16 protein-coding genes are annotated in these 16,255 nt (G+C 52.3%); all 16 read left to right on the forward strand.

The window, feature by feature from the left end:
- The first annotated feature begins 41 nt into the window (after positions 1–41).
- The 16 genes from smc to sucC all read left to right on the forward strand — a co-directional run bounded on the left by smc (position 42) and on the right by sucC (position 16,244).
- Positions 42–3,647 (forward strand): chromosome segregation protein SMC, encoded by a 3,606-nt coding sequence (smc, locus tag G477_RS0100375; RefSeq protein ID WP_051287570.1) that lies wholly within the window; start codon positions 42–44, stop codon positions 3,645–3,647.
- Between the two features lie 3 nt (positions 3,648–3,650).
- Positions 3,651–4,655, forward strand: a complete 1,005-nt coding sequence (gene ftsY / locus G477_RS0100380) for a signal recognition particle-docking protein FtsY (RefSeq protein ID WP_026696235.1) — start codon at positions 3,651–3,653, stop codon at positions 4,653–4,655.
- 64 nt (positions 4,656–4,719) lie between these two features.
- Positions 4,720–5,046, forward strand: a complete 327-nt coding sequence (locus G477_RS0100385) for a putative DNA-binding protein (RefSeq protein ID WP_026696236.1) — start codon at positions 4,720–4,722, stop codon at positions 5,044–5,046.
- A gap of 12 nt (positions 5,047–5,058) precedes the next feature.
- On the forward strand, positions 5,059–6,402 hold the full coding sequence (gene ffh / locus G477_RS0100390; protein WP_026696237.1) for a signal recognition particle protein: 1,344 nt from the start codon (positions 5,059–5,061) through the stop codon (positions 6,400–6,402).
- Positions 6,403–6,638: 236 nt separating this feature from the next.
- Positions 6,639–6,911 carry a 30S ribosomal protein S16 gene (gene rpsP / locus G477_RS0100395; protein WP_026696238.1) on the forward strand — a complete coding sequence of 91 codons (273 nt, stop codon included), beginning with the start codon at positions 6,639–6,641 and terminating at the stop codon, positions 6,909–6,911.
- A 26-nt stretch (positions 6,912–6,937) separates the two neighbouring features.
- Entirely contained in the window at positions 6,938–7,165 is a 228-nt protein-coding gene (locus G477_RS0100400) for a KH domain-containing protein (RefSeq protein WP_026696239.1), read from the forward strand.
- Between the two features lie 87 nt (positions 7,166–7,252).
- A complete protein-coding gene (locus G477_RS0100405) occupies positions 7,253–7,669 on the forward strand; it encodes a YlqD family protein (RefSeq protein WP_026696240.1) in 417 nt (138 codons plus the stop codon).
- Positions 7,662–8,186, forward strand: a complete 525-nt coding sequence (rimM, locus tag G477_RS0100410) for a ribosome maturation factor RimM (RefSeq protein ID WP_026696241.1) — start codon at positions 7,662–7,664, stop codon at positions 8,184–8,186. The genes G477_RS0100405 and rimM overlap by 8 nt, the downstream gene beginning before the upstream one ends.
- The gene (gene trmD / locus G477_RS0100415; protein ID WP_026696242.1) at positions 8,183–8,923 is read left to right on the forward strand and encodes a tRNA (guanosine(37)-N1)-methyltransferase TrmD; all 741 of its coding nucleotides are present in this window, start codon (positions 8,183–8,185) and stop codon (positions 8,921–8,923) included. The genes rimM and trmD overlap by 4 nt, the downstream gene beginning before the upstream one ends.
- A 106-nt stretch (positions 8,924–9,029) precedes the next feature.
- Positions 9,030–9,374, forward strand: coding sequence for a 50S ribosomal protein L19 (rplS, locus tag G477_RS0100420; RefSeq protein ID WP_026696243.1), 345 nt, complete (start codon positions 9,030–9,032; stop codon positions 9,372–9,374).
- Positions 9,375–10,631: 1,257 nt separating this feature from the next.
- Positions 10,632–11,168 carry a signal peptidase I gene (lepB, locus tag G477_RS0100425; RefSeq protein ID WP_026696244.1) on the forward strand — a complete coding sequence of 179 codons (537 nt, stop codon included), beginning with the start codon at positions 10,632–10,634 and terminating at the stop codon, positions 11,166–11,168.
- Between the two features lie 16 nt (positions 11,169–11,184).
- On the forward strand, positions 11,185–12,057 hold the full coding sequence (gene ylqF, locus G477_RS0100430) for a ribosome biogenesis GTPase YlqF (RefSeq protein ID WP_026696245.1): 873 nt from the start codon (positions 11,185–11,187) through the stop codon (positions 12,055–12,057).
- Entirely contained in the window at positions 12,054–12,830 is a 777-nt protein-coding gene (locus G477_RS0100435) for a ribonuclease HII (RefSeq protein ID WP_026696246.1), read from the forward strand. Before ylqF ends, G477_RS0100435 begins: the two co-directional genes overlap by 4 nt.
- A 15-nt stretch (positions 12,831–12,845) precedes the next feature.
- On the forward strand, positions 12,846–14,639 hold the full coding sequence (locus tag G477_RS0100440; RefSeq protein ID WP_026696247.1) for a hypothetical protein: 1,794 nt from the start codon (positions 12,846–12,848) through the stop codon (positions 14,637–14,639).
- A complete protein-coding gene (locus G477_RS0100445; protein ID WP_026696248.1) occupies positions 14,636–14,965 on the forward strand; it encodes an EscU/YscU/HrcU family type III secretion system export apparatus switch protein in 330 nt (109 codons plus the stop codon). Before G477_RS0100440 ends, G477_RS0100445 begins: the two co-directional genes overlap by 4 nt.
- Before the next feature lie 118 nt (positions 14,966–15,083).
- Entirely contained in the window at positions 15,084–16,244 is a 1,161-nt protein-coding gene (gene sucC / locus G477_RS0100450) for an ADP-forming succinate--CoA ligase subunit beta (protein ID WP_026696249.1), read from the forward strand.
- Positions 16,245–16,255 lie beyond the last annotated feature (11 nt).

Raw genomic sequence — 16,255 nt, forward strand, 5'->3', positions numbered from 1 at the left:
CTGGTGAAATGTGATAAAATAGGCAGGTCAGAAGAAGATATATGAAGGTTGAGGTGACCGGCATGTTCCTGAAAAGACTGGAGCTTGCAGGGTTCAAATCGTTTGCGGATCTCGTAAACATTGAATTTGAAGATGGCGTTACGGCTGTTGTAGGACCAAACGGCAGCGGCAAAAGCAATATTTCGGATGCAGTCCGGTGGGTGCTCGGCGAGCAGTCCGCCCGGAATCTGCGCGGAACCAGGATGGAAGACGTCATATTTGGGGGGAGTCAGCACCGGAACCGTAAGCAGCTGGCGGAAATCTCGCTGGTGATGAACAACGAATCCGGACAGCTTCCCGTTGATTATACAGAAGTAGTAATAACGAGAAGAATCCACCGCAGCGGTGACAGCGAATATTTAATGAACCGGCAGCCATGCCGACTTCGTGACATACATGATCTGTTTCTCGATTCGGGGCTCGGCCGAGAGTCTTTTTCCATCATTGGTCAAGGCAGGGTCGAAGAAATATTGAGCAGCAAAGCGGAAGACCGGCGCGCGGTATTTGAAGAAGCGGCAGGCGTCCGAAGGTACAAACAGCGGAAGCAGCAGTCCGAGAAAAAGCTGGATGACACCGAGGAGAACCTGAGTCGTGTGCGTGACATCCTTTACGAACTGGAGAGCCAGGTAGAACCGCTCGCGGAGCAGGCGTCTGCAGCGGAAGAATACAAAGCGCAGAAAGCGGAGCTAAAAGAGATTGAAGCAGGTGTGCTCGTCTCAGAGATCGAAGAGCGGCATGTTTCGTGGAAAGAAGAGAAGGAGCAGCTGAATCAGCTCGAGCGTCAGCGGCAGCATACCGGCCAGCGGATAACCAAGCTCCAGTCCGAACTGGCAGCGCTGAAGGAGAAAGTGAGAAGCTTCGATCGCGCTGCTGAAAAAAACCAGCAGGACCTTCTATACTGGAGTGAACAGCTTGAAAAGCTTCAGGGACAGAAGCAGGTGTGGGAAGAGAGAAAACGTCATTACACCTCGAACCGCTCCCAGTATGAACTGGAGCTGCAGCAGCTCGGTTCAAGACAGCAGGAAGAAAAAGAGCAGCTCCATACGTACCGGCAGTCTGAACAAGCGGCAGAAAAGGCACTGGCAGAGACGAAAAACGAGCTGAAGCGTATCGAGAAAAAAATGAACGCGGGCGGGCTCCGTCCGGAAGACAAGCTGGAACAGGTGAAGTCCACCTACTTTGATCTGCTGAATGAAAAGACAGCAGCAGCCAACGAGATCCGCTACCTGGAAGAACAGGAAGCCAGAGCAGAAGCAGCGGGAGAGCGGCGGAAGGAAGCAAACCGGACCCGGCTGGAGGAAAGGCGCCGACTGCAGCAGGAAGTAGAACGTCTGGAAGCAGCTTATCAGCAGACCGTGGACGAACTGGCATCATCCAGAGCCTCGTGGCGGCAGACAAAAGAGCAGCTTGATCAGCTGAAGCAGCGTCTCGAAAAACAGGAGTCCTGGTATTATGAAGGACTGCGCCATGAAGAACAGCTTGCCGCCAAGCAGGAAACCTTGGAAACGATGGAACAGGAGTATGCCGGGTTTCAGCACGGGGTGAAGTATATTCTGCAGCAGCGGGACGAGGATTTATCCGGCATTCACGGAGCACTGGCGGAACTGATCGACGTGGAGGAAAAATACCGAACGATGGTTGAAACGGCCCTCGGCGGCGCTCAGCAGCATGTCGTAACAGAAAACGAGGCGTCCGCTGGAAGAGCGATCGAGCTGCTCCGGCGCAGAAAGAAAGGGCGCGCGACGTTTCTTCCGAGCGATGTCGTGCAGCCTAGAACCTTGCGTGCAGATGACCGGAGAAGGGCAGAAGCGTCCCCGTCCTTTCTAGGAACGATGAATGAATTGGTGGACGCAGATGATGCTTATACCCGGGTGCTTCAGCATGCCCTTGGCAATGTGATTGCAGCTGCCGATCTAGAAGGAGCGAGGGAGCTGGCCCGCAGTATTCAGTGGCGGGCGAGAATTGTCACGCTGGAAGGAGATGTCATCAGTCCCGGCGGCGCCATGAGTGGCGGGAGTGTGCAGCAGAAAAAAGCACCGCTCCTTGGACGCAGGAAGGAGATCGACAAGCTGGCAGAGGACAGGAAACGTCTGCAGGAAAAGCTCACTGAAGCAGAATCGTCCGTGCGTTCGCTGAAGCAGGAAAAAGCGGAAGCGGAACAGCAGCTTGCCGAACTGGAAGAGACCGGCGAAGAGTTGAACAGCCGGGAGCGGGAGGCTAAAAAAGCATTTGATGAGCTCTCGCTTAAAGTGCAGTCCATCTCCGATTCCCTCCACAGCTTTGACCTGGAGTCGGCGGAAGCGGAACGAGAAGCACAGGAACGGCAGCAGGCGCTGCATAAATGGAAGATGGAGAAAGAAAAACTGGAGGCTCGCCTTTCTCAAGCTTCAGAAGAAATAGAACAGCTCAACCGCCACCATGAACAAATGGCCGTTGATCAAGAAGAGCTGGAACAGAAGCTTACAGAACTGAAGATTCAGGCGGCGAAGGAAGAAGAACAGCTTTCCGCAGCAGCGTCCGGACGCGTGCGGCTGGAAGCGTCCTGTCAGGCGCTGGAAAAAGAAATCAGGGAAAAAGATGAGGCGAGAGTGCTTCTGGAAGCCGAACTGGACGAAGAAAGCGGCAGCCGTACCACACTGGATGATCAGCTTCAGGATGCCGAAAAGCAGAAGGAAGCCTGCAGAACCTCCGCTTCTTCGATAAAGGCGGAGCGGGATTCGGCGGCAGAGGAGGAACGAGTCAAATCGGAAGCCCTCTCCAAAATGTCCGGCGAGCTCAAGTGGGCGGAAGAACAATTTCATCAGCATGAAATAACGGCCAACAGGCTGGATGTTGAGCTTGATAACCGTCTTCAGAGACTGCAGGAAGAGTATGAACTGTCCTACGAGGCGGCCAAAAACCGCTATCCGCTGGAAATGGACACCGACACGGCAAAAGAAAAGGTCAAGCTGTTGAAACGAGGTATCGAAGAACTCGGGGATGTAAACCTCGGTGCGGTGGAAGAGTATGCGAGAGTAAAGGAACGATACGACTTTCTCCATGGCCAGCAGTCGGATCTGGAAGAAGCCAAATCAACCCTGACTGGGATCATCGAAGAAATGGATGAGGAAATGACTTCACGCTTCAGGGAAACGTTCAACGGCATTCAATCTCATTTCCAGGAAGTCTTCGCGGATCTGTTCGGAGGAGGGCAGGCGTCCTTGACACTGACCAATCCGGAAGACCTGCTTACGACCGGCGTAGATATTGCAGCACAGCCTCCCGGCAAAAAACTGCAGCATCTCGCTCTGTTATCGGGAGGCGAGAGGGCGTTGACAGCCATTGCGCTGTTGTTCTCCATTCTGAAAACTAGACCAGTGCCGTTTTGTGTACTGGATGAAGTAGAAGCTGCTCTGGATGAAGCGAATGTAAACAGGTTCGCCTCCTTTCTGAAAGATTTTAGTAAGAGCACGCAGTTCGTCGTCGTCACTCACCGCAAAGGCACGATGGAACAGTCGGATGCGCTATACGGGGTGACCATGCAGGAATCAGGTGTCTCCAGCCTTGTATCCGTCAAGCTGGAAGAAACAGAAGCCCTAGTGCAGAGCGGGGCAGTGAAGGAGGAATAGCACGTGAGTTTTTTTAAGAAGATGAAAGAAAAGTTGTCGACACAGACCGATTCGGTTACAGATAAATTCAAAGACGGACTCTCCAAAACGAGAAGTTCGTTTGTCGGTGCCGTCAATGAACTAGTGAAGGATTACCGGATCGTGGACGAGGATTTCTTTGAAGAACTGGAAGAAATTCTGATTTCAGCGGATGTCGGGGTCAATACAGTGATGGAACTGGTGGATGACCTCCGCGAAGAAGCGAAAAGAAGGAACATTAAAGATGCAGAGAACATCCGGCCGCTGATCACGGAAAAACTCTCCGAACTGCTCGTGAAATCCGACGAGGATACGCGGTTGAATCTGCAGCCGGAAGGGGAGCTGACCGTCGTGCTTTTTGTCGGCGTCAACGGAGTCGGGAAAACAACCACCATCGGAAAAATGGCCCATCAGCTGCAGCAGGAGGGAAAGAAAGTTGTGCTCGCAGCCGGCGATACATTCCGTGCCGGTGCCATTGAACAGCTCGAAGCGTGGGGCGCACGTGTTGGAGTGGATGTCGTCAAACAGCAGGCAGGAACAGATCCGGCCGCTGTCATGTACGATGCGGTCCAGTCTGCCAAATCGAAAAAAGCCGACGTGCTTCTCTGTGACACAGCCGGTCGTCTGCAGAACAAAGTGAATCTCATGAATGAACTTGAAAAAGTGAAGCGCGTCATCACGAGGGAGATCCCTGATGCTCCACATGAAGTGCTGCTCGTTCTCGACGCAACGACGGGGCAGAACGCCATGTCCCAGGCCAAAACGTTCGGAGAAGCCACGAAAGTCACTGGTATCGTCCTGACAAAGCTGGACGGAACCGCTAAGGGCGGCATCGTCATGGCGATTCGGAATGAACTGGATCTGCCGGTTAAATACGTCGGGCTCGGCGAAGGAGTTGACGACCTGCAGGAATTCATTCCAGAGCAGTACGTCAACGGTTTGTTCTCCGACGTAGTAGACCAGAAAGCAGAAGAGGAGCAGCGTTCCTGATTGACAGCATTTCTGCTGCCCTGTACGCTTGGTGTAAAGGCAGATACCTTCACGGAGGCAGACGATGATTGAAAAAACACTTCGCATGAATTACCTGTACGATTTTTATTATGCACTGCTGACAGAGAAGCAGAATCAATACATGAGCATGTATTATTTGGACGACTGGTCCCTCGGGGAGATTGCCGATTATTTTGAGATCAGCCGGCAGGCGGTCTATGATAACATCCGCCGGACGGAGCTGCTGCTGGAAGAATACGAAGCAAAGCTCGGGCTGCTGGAAAAGTATGAAGGCAGAAAAAAACAGATCAGCAGGTTAAACGAGTTGATCCAGCAGGGAGATCACCCGAAACTCCAGGAGATAATACAGGAATTGGAAAATCTAGAATAGGAGGCGGATCCATTGGCATTTGAAGGATTAGCAGAACGTCTGCAGGGTCCCATGAAGAAAATTAAAGGAAAAGGGAAGGTCTCGGAGGACGACGTCAAAGAAATGATGCGTGAAGTCCGTCTGGCTCTTCTTGAAGCGGACGTCAACTTCAAAGTTGTCAAACAGTTTGTCAAGGACGTCCGGGAGCGCGCTGTCGGTCAGGAAGTCATGGACAGTCTGACGCCGGGCCAGCAGGTGATCAAAGTCGTCAACGAGGAACTGACACAGCTGATGGGCGGGGAGCAGAGTAAAATTGCCACCGCGCAGAAGCCGCCGACCGTCGTCATGATGGTAGGGCTGCAGGGTGCCGGTAAAACGACCACTACCGGAAAACTGGCCCTTCATCTGCGCAAACAGCACAACCGCAAGCCGTTGATGGCAGCCGCCGACGTTTACCGTCCGGCCGCGATCAATCAGCTGGAAACGCTCGGCAAGCAGCTGGATATGCCTGTGTTTTCCATGGGAGATCAGGTAAGTCCAGTTGATATCGCAAAAAAATCGGTCGAGCAGGCAAAGGAAGAACATCAGGATTATGTGCTGATCGATACGGCCGGCCGGCTGCAGGTCGATGAAGATTTGATGACGGAACTTGACGAGATCAAAGCAGCGGTGCAGCCAGACGAAATTCTCCTCGTTGTCGATGCGATGACGGGTCAGGATGCTGTCAATGTAGCCGAGACTTTTCATGAACGGCTCGGCATCACCGGGGTGGTCATGACCAAGCTCGACGGTGATACACGCGGCGGTGCAGCTATCTCGGTCAAGTCAGTGACGGGACAGCCGATCAAGTTCGCCGGTACCGGCGAAAAAACGGATGCACTGGAGCCCTTCCATCCGGAGCGGATGGCTTCCCGCATCCTCGGTATGGGTGACGTGCTCAGTCTGATCGAAAAAGCACAGACGAACGTCGATGAAGAACGGGCGAAAGAACTCGAGAGGAAGATGAAGACGAATGATCTGACTTTTGATGACTTTCTGGAACAGCTTTCCCAGGTGAAAGATATGGGGCCGATTGATGAACTGATGCAGATGATGCCTGGAGCAAACAAAATGAAGGGCATGAAAAACCTGCAGGTGGACGACAAACAGATTGCCCATATAGAAGCGATTGTCCGTTCCATGACGAAAGAGGAGCGCGATCATCCATCGATCATGAACGCTTCCAGAAAACGCCGTATTGCCAAAGGAAGCGGGCGTAACATTCAGGAAGTGAACCGCCTGCTCAAGCAGTTTGAAGATATGAAGAAAATGATGAAGCAGATGAGCGGGATGCAAAAAGGCAAGAAGAAAGGCGGCATGAAAATGCCGTTCATGTAAACAGACAGACTTGAAAGAAGCGGCATCGGGACTGTCCGCCGTGCCGTCCAGCTGATCTGCTGCCGGACGGCACGGAAAACAGGATGATGCACCGATGCTTCGTATGCTGACAGCCTTCCATCGTGAGCAGACCGCTTTTTTAAGGTGTAAAGATTTTTTCCTTTACTGGGGTTGTCAATGCAGGTACGCTGTGATAACATAAGTAATCGTGTTAGACATTTTTGGAGGTGAAACACATGGCAGTTAAGATTCGTCTGAAGCGAATGGGAGCTAAAAAATCTCCGTTCTACCGTGTGGTTGTCGCGGATTCCCGCGCCCCGCGTGATGGACGTTCAATTGAAGAACTAGGTACGTATAACCCGCTGAGAGAACCGGTTGAGTTCAACGTAGATCATGACCGTGCTCTTAAGTGGATGCTCGAAGGTGCAAAGCCTTCCGACACTGTACGAAACCTTTTCTCCAGCGAAGGTCTGATGGAGAAGCTTCACAACGCAAAAAACGAAAAGTAAGAAGAAGCTGAAGGAGGCGGAGCGCGATGAAGGAACTAGTAGAAACCATTGCCGGAGCTCTGGTCGATCATCCCGAAGATGTCCTTGTGACAGAAGAAGATGATGGCCGCACCCTCCGTCTCCGGCTTCAGGTTCATGAGGACGACATGGGAAAGGTGATCGGCAGACAGGGACGGATTGCAAAAGCAGTCCGCGCCGTCGTCTACGCAGCCGGTACCAACCAGGATAAGCGCGTCCAGCTGGACATTGGATAAAAGGGTGGGGTGATAACCTCACCCTTTTTTTCACTGCGCTGACCATGTATACTGATAGAGTAACGTAAATTTCAGGAGGTGCTCCGCATGGAGATCATCAAAAAAGTTGTAGTTAAACAGATTTTAACAGAGGACAGCAAGCAGAAGCTGCAGGAACAGTTCCTCTCCCGTCAGTACAAACTGACCAACGAACTGAAGCAGCTCGAGTTTGTTCTACATAAAAAGATGAAGGAAACGACCGATCCGAAGTATCAGCGTTCTCTGCAGGAAAGCTATAATAAGGAAACGGCGAAGCGGAAAGACCGCATCCGTCAGATCGAACTGAAGCTCGGTCAGCTGGAAGAACTCGAACTCGGAGCGGAACTCCGGGAAGGAACGATTCAGATGATTGAGGAAGTGAACGAAGGCGATAACTGGGATGAGATCATGAAAGGAACGGAAATCGTGATCAAAGATGGTGTCGTCAACGAACTGCGTGCTGGAGGCATGGAGGACGATGACTGATTGGCTTGATGTCGGGAAAATTGTCAACACGCACGGTGTCCGTGGCGAAGTTCGGATTATTTCCCAGACAGATTTCCCGGAGCGGCGATACGCTCCGGGATCTTCTCTATCCATCCGGATGAAAGACGGAAGCCGCCGGCCGGTGGAAGTGAAGAGCCACCGCCCGCATAAACAATTTGATCTCCTCACTTTTAAAGGATATGATTCGATCACCGAAGCAGAAATCCTGAAAGAGAGTATGCTGCAAATCCATAAAGATCAACTGGGAGCGGATGAACTGGACGAAGGGGAATACTACTATTTTCAAATCACCGGGCTGGAAGTATGGACCGACCAGAAGGAATACATCGGGAAAATCAAAGAGATCATGTCTCCAGGTGCCAATGACGTCTGGGTGGTGCAGCGGGAAGGACAGAAAGATCTGCTGCTTCCCTACATTGATGATGTAGTGAAGCAGATTGATCTGGAACGCAACTTCGTGATTATTACCCCGATGGAAGGACTGCTCGATCTATGAAAATATCGATCCTCACCTTATTTCCCGAAATGTTTGAAGGGTTGTTCTCCCACTCTATTCTCCATCAGGCCCGCGAACGGGGGATCGTTGATTATGATGTAGTCGATTTCCGCACATACAGTACCGATAAGCATGGTCGGGTCGATGATTATCCTTACGGCGGAGGAGGAGGAATGGTACTCACTCCGCAGCCTCTTTTTGATGCAGTGGAAGACCTGCAGCAGACAGGGGCCAGACCGAGAGTGGTACTTCTCTGTCCGCAGGGAGAGCGGTATACGCAGGAAAAGGCAGAAGAACTTGCCGGTGAGTCCCACGTGGTGCTGGTCTGCGGCCATTACGAAGGATATGACGAGCGGATTCGGGAACACCTGGTGACGGATGAAATCTCGATCGGCGACTTTGTCATGACCGGCGGAGAAGTCGGTGCTATGGCGGTGGCAGACAGTGTGACACGCCTGCTGCCGGGAGCCCTCGGCAACGATACGTCAGCCATAACGGATTCTTTCAGCACGGGACTTCTTGAATATCCCCACTATACCCGCCCGGCCGATTTCCGAGGGATGAAAGTGCCCGATATCCTGTTAAGTGGCCACCATGCAAAAATTCATGCCTGGCGTCACCGGGAATCCCTGTTCAGGACGTGGGAGCGCAGACCTGACCTGCTGGAAAAGCGCAGTCAGAGTGAGGAAGAAAAAAAGTGGATTGCGGAATGGGAAAAATCGCATAAACGCTTGTAAGCCGTGTTTCAGTGTGGTATGATTTTCTCCGTGGCTGATGAGGCCAGATCAAGATGTTCCGCTGCTGCATGAGAGCATGAATGTCTGCAGGAAGGAGGCGAACAGCATGGAACAACTAATTCGTGATATTACGAAAGAACAAATGAAGACGGATCTCCCACAATTCCGAGCAGGAGATACGATCCGCGTACACGCGAAGGTCGTAGAGGGATCACGTGAGCGTATCCAGGTATTCGAAGGTGTGGTAATCAAGCGCCGCGGAACTGGAATCAGCGCGACTTTTACTGTTCGTAAGGTATCTTACAACGTAGGTGTTGAGCGTACGTTCCCAGTACACTCCCCTCGTATCGATAAGATCGAGGTGAAACGCCGTGGTAAGGTACGTCAGGCACGCTTGTACTACCTGCGCAACCTGCGCGGAAAAGCGGCCCGAATCAAAGAACGCACGTAATAGAGAAAGGCTGCCCTGCATGGGCAGCCTTTTTTGTGGTTCTATAATAAATGTTGGGACAGGGTTCATGTCAGTAGCATCTTCTCTTCCGTTACAGGCGGACGCTTGCCAAGGGACGCTGCCTTCAACGATCCTCGCGCTGCGGGGAGGATGTTCAGACGGCGCTTGATCCCTCTGGCGTCGCTGCCCTTCCTTCTTGAAAAAGGTTTCGTTTTTGTTTTTCTAGAGAATCATCGGTGCCATTTGAAAAGCGTCTGAGCATGTATGAGCCAATTCACCGGAACATGTGATTAAGAACCTTTTCTGTTGGGATAGGAGAACGATTGTCAGTAAGCGTCAAAGAATCCGCCCCTGTTGAGAAGCGCGCTTTTTCTATACGCCAAGCGAACTTGAAGATAGGAGGCATGATGCAGGAGTAACCTGCCTGCTGGTCAGGAAGACCGCGTCTCCTGTTTGAGGGCCGAAGGAGCATACCAGGAAGCGGAGCGTTACACGGAAAAAAGGAGACGGCTGCCTTCCTGCAGCGGGTGGGTACAAAACGAGGGCGGGAGAAGCCTAGAAAAAAGGAGTCACCTGCTTAAAATGGAACCGGCAAACGCCCAGAACACGCTGCCCCCGGCCGTTTAGGAACGATCTGCTCCGCGGGTTGAGCCACGACTGCCAAAACGCAAACGGCTTTTGCGCGTAGGCGCAGGATCAGCGAGGGATTTTCCTGCGATGAGGAACCTCAGGAGTAGAGTCTGAACATTACTTAATCCCCCGTCTGAGAGGACATCTGAACATAAGCCATGTGAAGCTCCTGGTGCGGAAGGCACAGCGCCGTGTTTCCTTACGTATTTTTGACGCTTACGATTCGTACAAAAAGCATACAGCCTTTTTATCCTTGATAGTTACGCTGTTCAGAACCAAGGACAATCAGGGGGGGCGTGCATCCTGCTCATTTAATCATGCATGAACCCGGTTCAGAGCAGGCGGCAGCAACGACATCCAACATAGTGGAAGTGACGCTCTCCGGACAGTCTCGTAGGACCAATATCACCTGCGGCCTCAGCCACCCTAGAGAGGCGGCACCCGAACCTGTCTTCGCTGCTGCGTGTCCACCTCTTCTCCGTCTCTCTATGCTGTCGACAGGGTACAGGGAATCGACTGGGAGACGCGGTTCAGGGCGAGCTGGACTTCGTTTGAAAAAAACGGACATCTCCAGGCGTCTATGGTAAAATAGCAGGAGATAATAGCTGGATATGGAGGTTGTCATACATGGGGTGGGAACTGCGCCAGTGGCTGAAAGTAATTCTGTTTGGAATACTGATCGTCTTTGTTGTCAGAAGCTATTTGTTCATCCCGATTGTCGTAGACGGCCAGTCGATGCTTCCTACACTCGAACATGATAACCGAATGATCGTCAATAAGTTCGGCTATCAGCTCCAGGAGCCGGACCGCTTTGATATTGTTGTTTTTCACGCGGATGAGACGCAGGATTACATCAAACGGGTGATCGGTCTTCCAGGCGACCATATCCGATATGAAAGAGATCAGCTGTACGTGGACCATCAGCCTGTGGAAGAAGAATTTCTTCTGCCTTATCACCGGGACCAGCAGCCGCTGACCCATGATTTTCAACTGACAGAAGTAACAGGGCACGAGGTCGTTCCAGAGGGACATGTTTTCGTTCTGGGAGACAATCGTCGTCACAGTAAAGACAGCAGACATATCGGTTTTGTATCTTTTGAAGATATTGTTGGAGAGGCGAATGTTATTTTTTGGCCCTTTCCGTCATCAAAGCTGATGAATTAGGAGGAAAAGCATACTTATGTCCATACAATGGTATCCGGGACACATGGCAAAGGCGAAACGCGAGATGATAGAAAAACTGAAAATGATCGATGTCGTCATCGAAATTGCGGATGCCCGTGTTCCATATTCATCCAGAAACCCGCTCATTGAAGAGCTGTCCGGCCAAAAGCCGAGGCTGATGATTTTAAATAAAGCCGATCTGGCCGATCCCGAGATGACGAAGAAATGGCAGGCGTGGATAGAACAGGATGGCACGAAAACACTTGTTATTGATGCCCAGCACGGCAAAGGCATGAAACAGATTCCGGAAGCGGTGCGGGAAGCAGCGGAAGTGCTGTTAAACAGATGGGAGCGGAAGGGGATACGTCCACGAGCACTTCGTACACTCATTGTCGGCATTCCCAACTCCGGGAAATCAACGGTTATCAACAAACTAGCCGGCAAAAAAATCGCGGTGATCGGTGACAAGCCGGGAGTCACAAAAAAGCAGCAGTGGATCAAAGTAGGGAAAGAGATGGAACTGCTGGACACGCCGGGTATACTTTGGCCCAAATTTGAAGAAGAAGCGGTCGGATACCGCCTTGCTCTCACAGGAGGGGTAAAAGAGGACATCTTTGATTTTCAGGACAGCGCCGTCTTTTTGATCCAATACCTATCCCGCGTCTATCCTGAGCTTCTGAAACAGCGGTACGATCTGAACAGTATACCGGAAGATATGACGGCTTTTTTTGAAGCTGTAGGAAGACGTCGTGGTATCCTCGCCAAGGGCGGCAGCATCGATGTCGACAAAACGGCAGAGATGATATTCCGGGATTTCAGGCAGGGGAGTTTTGGCCGTATAACACTCGAGGAGCCACCGCATCCGAAGAGAGATGATGGAACCACATGAACAAACGGCTGACAATGCAGGAAATTAAACAGGCGCTGAAGGACGACGTTCCGGACGCCCGGCTTCTGGAGGACCTGCGTACCGACGAACGAAAAGGGGTGCAGCAGGCGCTCGCCTCCTATGACCGCCGCCGCCGGAAGCAGAAGCAGCTGGAGGAAGACTGGAGAGCGATGCTGTCGTTTGATGACCAGTGCAGGGGAGGCCGCAGGCTCGTCACAGCAGGCGTAGACGAAGTCGGAAGAGGGCCGCTCGCAGGGCCCGTCACGGCAGCAGCCGTCATTCTACCGGAAGATGCGTGGTTTCCAGGGCTGACAGACTCCAAGAAATTGACGAGTGAGGAGCGGGAAGTATTCCAGCGGCATCTGGAGAACGAAGCCGTCACGGCAGTCGGAGAAGCATCGGTGGAGGAAATTGACCGCCTCAATATTTATCAAGCGTCGAGGCTGGCGATGCTTCGCGCAGTAGAACAGCTTGATCCTCAGCCGGAGCTGCTTCTGATTGATGCAGTCGGGCTGGATACGGACATAGAACAACAGGCGATCGTCAAAGGCGATACGCTGTCGGCTTCGATTGCTGCGGCATCTGTCACGGCAAAAATCCACCGGGACCACTATATGACGGAGCTCGGAAGCATGCACCCGGCCTACCGGTTTGCAGAGAACGCCGGTTACGGGACAAAAGATCACCTCGCTGCCCTTGATGAAGAAGGTGTAACAGAGCATCACCGCCGCAGTTTTTCTCCTGTGAAGGCTCGGTTATCCCGAAGACAATGAGAGGAGATGGACGTGATGGATACGAATTTTATACAGCAGGCAGCCCGGAGAATGGATCTTTCGGGCGTAACGTCCATCCAGCTCCGTCAAGGACAGGTGTTTCAAGGAACAATCACCCAGATTTATCCTGGTTCGTCAGCTCAGCTGCAGCTCGGGCAGATGAATCTGACCGCTCATCTCGAGGCACAGTTGGAGAAGGGGAGATCCTACTGGTTCCGAGTGCAGTCCAGCGAGGGAATGCCGAGGCTTCAAGTTCTCGAAAATGTGCGGCCGGTCGAGCAGGGGCGCAATGCCTCCGCCGAAGCAAGGCAGGTGCTGCAGCAGATGGGTCTGCAGCCGACACGAACAGCTGAACAGGCGCTGCAGCACTTCACGAGAGAAAACATCCCCGTTAACAGAGAGACGATGCAGCAGGCGGTCCAGCAGCTGCAGCAGTCACCGCTTGCGCAGCGGGAGAGCCTGCAGCTGATGGGAACGATGCTTCGGCAGGATATGCCGTTGACGCAGGCCTCTTTTCAAGGGATGGCATCCCTGCAGATGCCCGCGTCGTCTGCAGGAGCTATGGGAGAGCTCCTGCAGCAGCTTCGGGCCGCTCCTGCACAAGGGCAGGCGTCACAGCAGCTCCAACAGGTACTGTCCTCCCTTCTCTCACGCAGTGATCCTGCTGCTTCTGGTCCGCAGCTTCAGCAGCTGGCGCAGATGGCCGCTTCGGGAAACTCCCAGCAGCAGGCACAGGCGGCAGCGGTTCTCCAGCAGATCGGCGTCTCTTCAGCAGGCTCACCGCAGGCAGTAATGGAACATTTCCGTCAGCAGGTACTGCAGCCTTCCAACAGCCAGGCACTGCAGTCGTTGTTTCCAGATCAGGCAGCCGCTGTTCGTGCCGCAGCTGAAGGGACGGGCTCTCAGCAGCCGTCGACACCGCTGCAGCAGATGACGGCACCTCAGCTTTTTCAGCAGCTGATGGGCAGTCTTCGTCTCGATACACCACAGGCAGTACAGCAGCTCGTACAGCTGATGGGGGGAGGAGGACAAGAGCCCCTCAGGATGCTGGATCAATTTGTACGAAATGCCCCGCCGCAGCAGCTGCGGGCGGCATGGACTTCCCTGCAGCAGCTGGATCAGTCCAACTGGACCGGGAGCAGTACCGCCGGTCAAATGGGAATGCAGCAGGGGCAGTCACAGGCACAGGCCGGCGATCCGGCCCTGCGGATGCTGATGCAGCAGCTCGGCTTGCAGCACGAAGCCTCCCTCCGCGGGGGCAGCGGACAACAACCGGCTCAAACGGATGCACAGGCATCGCTGAAATCGGCCTTGATGCAGTATCTGGAGCAGCCGGCCAATGCAGCAGGGCGAGGCCAGGCCGAATTTCTTTTGAACCGCGTTACAGGTTCCCAGCTCATGTCGCATGAACAGCAGCAGCCTTCCCAGCAGCTTCTTGTCCAGATTCCCTTGACGATGTTTGAAAAACATACCGACATGACGCTGCAGTGGTCCGGAAAAAAAGAAGAGGATGGAAGCTTTAATGCCGACCACTGCCGGATTTTATTCTACCTGCAGCTGGATGCCCTCAAAGAAACCGTCGTGGATGTCCAGATTCAAAAGCGGGTCGTTCAAGTCACCGTCTACAACGATGAACCGAAACCACGTAACGTAGACAGCATCTGGGGACCGCTGTTGAAAGAATCACTGGAGAACATGGAATACCGCCTTTCTTCGGTCCAGTGGAAACAGCGCAGTACCGGAGAGGATCCTGCCCCGCAGCTGTATGGTCAAAATATGAGTCATAAAGGGGTGGACTACCGGGCATGAGCAGATATGATGACGCGCTGCGCCGGAGGGCTGTAGCTCTCGGCTACCGGGAGGGGGAACATGCACCGAAAGTGAAAGCGAAAGGAAAAGGATTTGTTGCCGAGGAAATCATCGAACGTGCGAAATCCTCCAGCATCCCGATTCAGGAGGATCCTTCCCTCGTTGAGATGCTCTCCCAGCTGGAAGTGAACGAAAAGATACCGGAAGATTTGTATGAAGTAGTAGCGGAAGTGTTCGCCTTTATCTACCGCATCGACCGAGAAAAAGGACTGTCCGCTGAAAAGCATAGAGGGAAAGCCTCGGGACGGGACGGGGAAAAACACTGAAAAAATTTGATTTTTTGTGCACATCGCTGTTTATTACAGGCAATCTATTGTAAAATGGTTATTGTGTGAAATGATTCGCACAAGAGATTCAGCATTGAATCAAGTAAGGAGGATGGCTATGAATATCCATGAGTATCAGGCGAAAGAGATTCTAAGGGACTATGGTGTTGCTGTCCCTAATGGGAAAGTTGCCTACACGCGCCAGGAAGCGGTGGATGCAGCTAAATCTTTAGGCACTGATGTAACCGTTGTCAAAGCACAGATCCATGCCGGAGGAAGAGGAAAAGCCGGTGGGGTGAAAGTGGCAAAAAATCTGGATGAGGTTCGTACATACGCGGACGAGATTCTCGAGAAGACACTCGTGACGCATCAGACTGGTCCGGAAGGGAAAGAAGTAAAGCGGCTCCTCATTGAAGAAGGATGCGATATTAAAGACGAATATTACGTCGGACTTGTCGTGGACCGGGCTACATCCCGTATCGTCATGATGGCTTCTGAAGAAGGCGGAACAGAAATCGAGGAAGTAGCAGCGGAGACGCCGGAGAAGATCTTTAAAGAAGTGATTGATCCCGTAACCGGTATGATGCCGTACCAGGCACGCCGTCTTGCGTTCAACATTAACATTCCAAAAGAACAGATCGGCAAAACCGTGAAGTTTATGCTTGGTCTATACAAAGTTTTTGATGAAAAAGACTGCTCGATCGCAGAAATTAACCCGCTTGTCACAACAGGTGATGGCAACGTGATGGCGCTGGATGCCAAGCTCAACTTTGATTCCAATGCTCTCTACCGTCAGAATGACATTCATGAGCTGCGTGACCTGGATGAAGAGGACGAGAAAGAAATCGAAGCGTCGAAGTATGACCTCAGCTATATCTCACTCGACGGCAATATCGGGTGCATGGTCAACGGAGCCGGACTTGCTATGGCGACGATGGATATTATTAAATACCACAAAGGTGATCCTGCAAACTTCCTCGACGTCGGGGGCGGTGCAGATGCAGAAAAAGTAACGGAAGCATTTAAGATCATTCTCTCCGATAAATCCGTTAAAGGAATCTACGTGAATATCTTCGGTGGAATCATGAAATGTGATGTCATTGCAGACGGGATTGTAGAAGCGACGAAGCAGATGGGGCTTGAACTGCCGCTGGTTGTTCGTCTTGAAGGTACAAACGTAGAGCTCGGGAAGAAAATTCTGGATGAATCCGGACTGAATATTACTTCTGCAGACTCTATGGCTGATGGTGCAGAAAAAATCGTCAGTGCAGTTAACTAGTCAGAAAGGCG

It is taken from the genome of Alkalicoccus chagannorensis DSM 18086 (genome assembly GCF_000429725.1).
Classification (GTDB): Bacteria; Bacillota; Bacilli; order Bacillales; family Salisediminibacteriaceae; genus Alkalicoccus; species Alkalicoccus chagannorensis.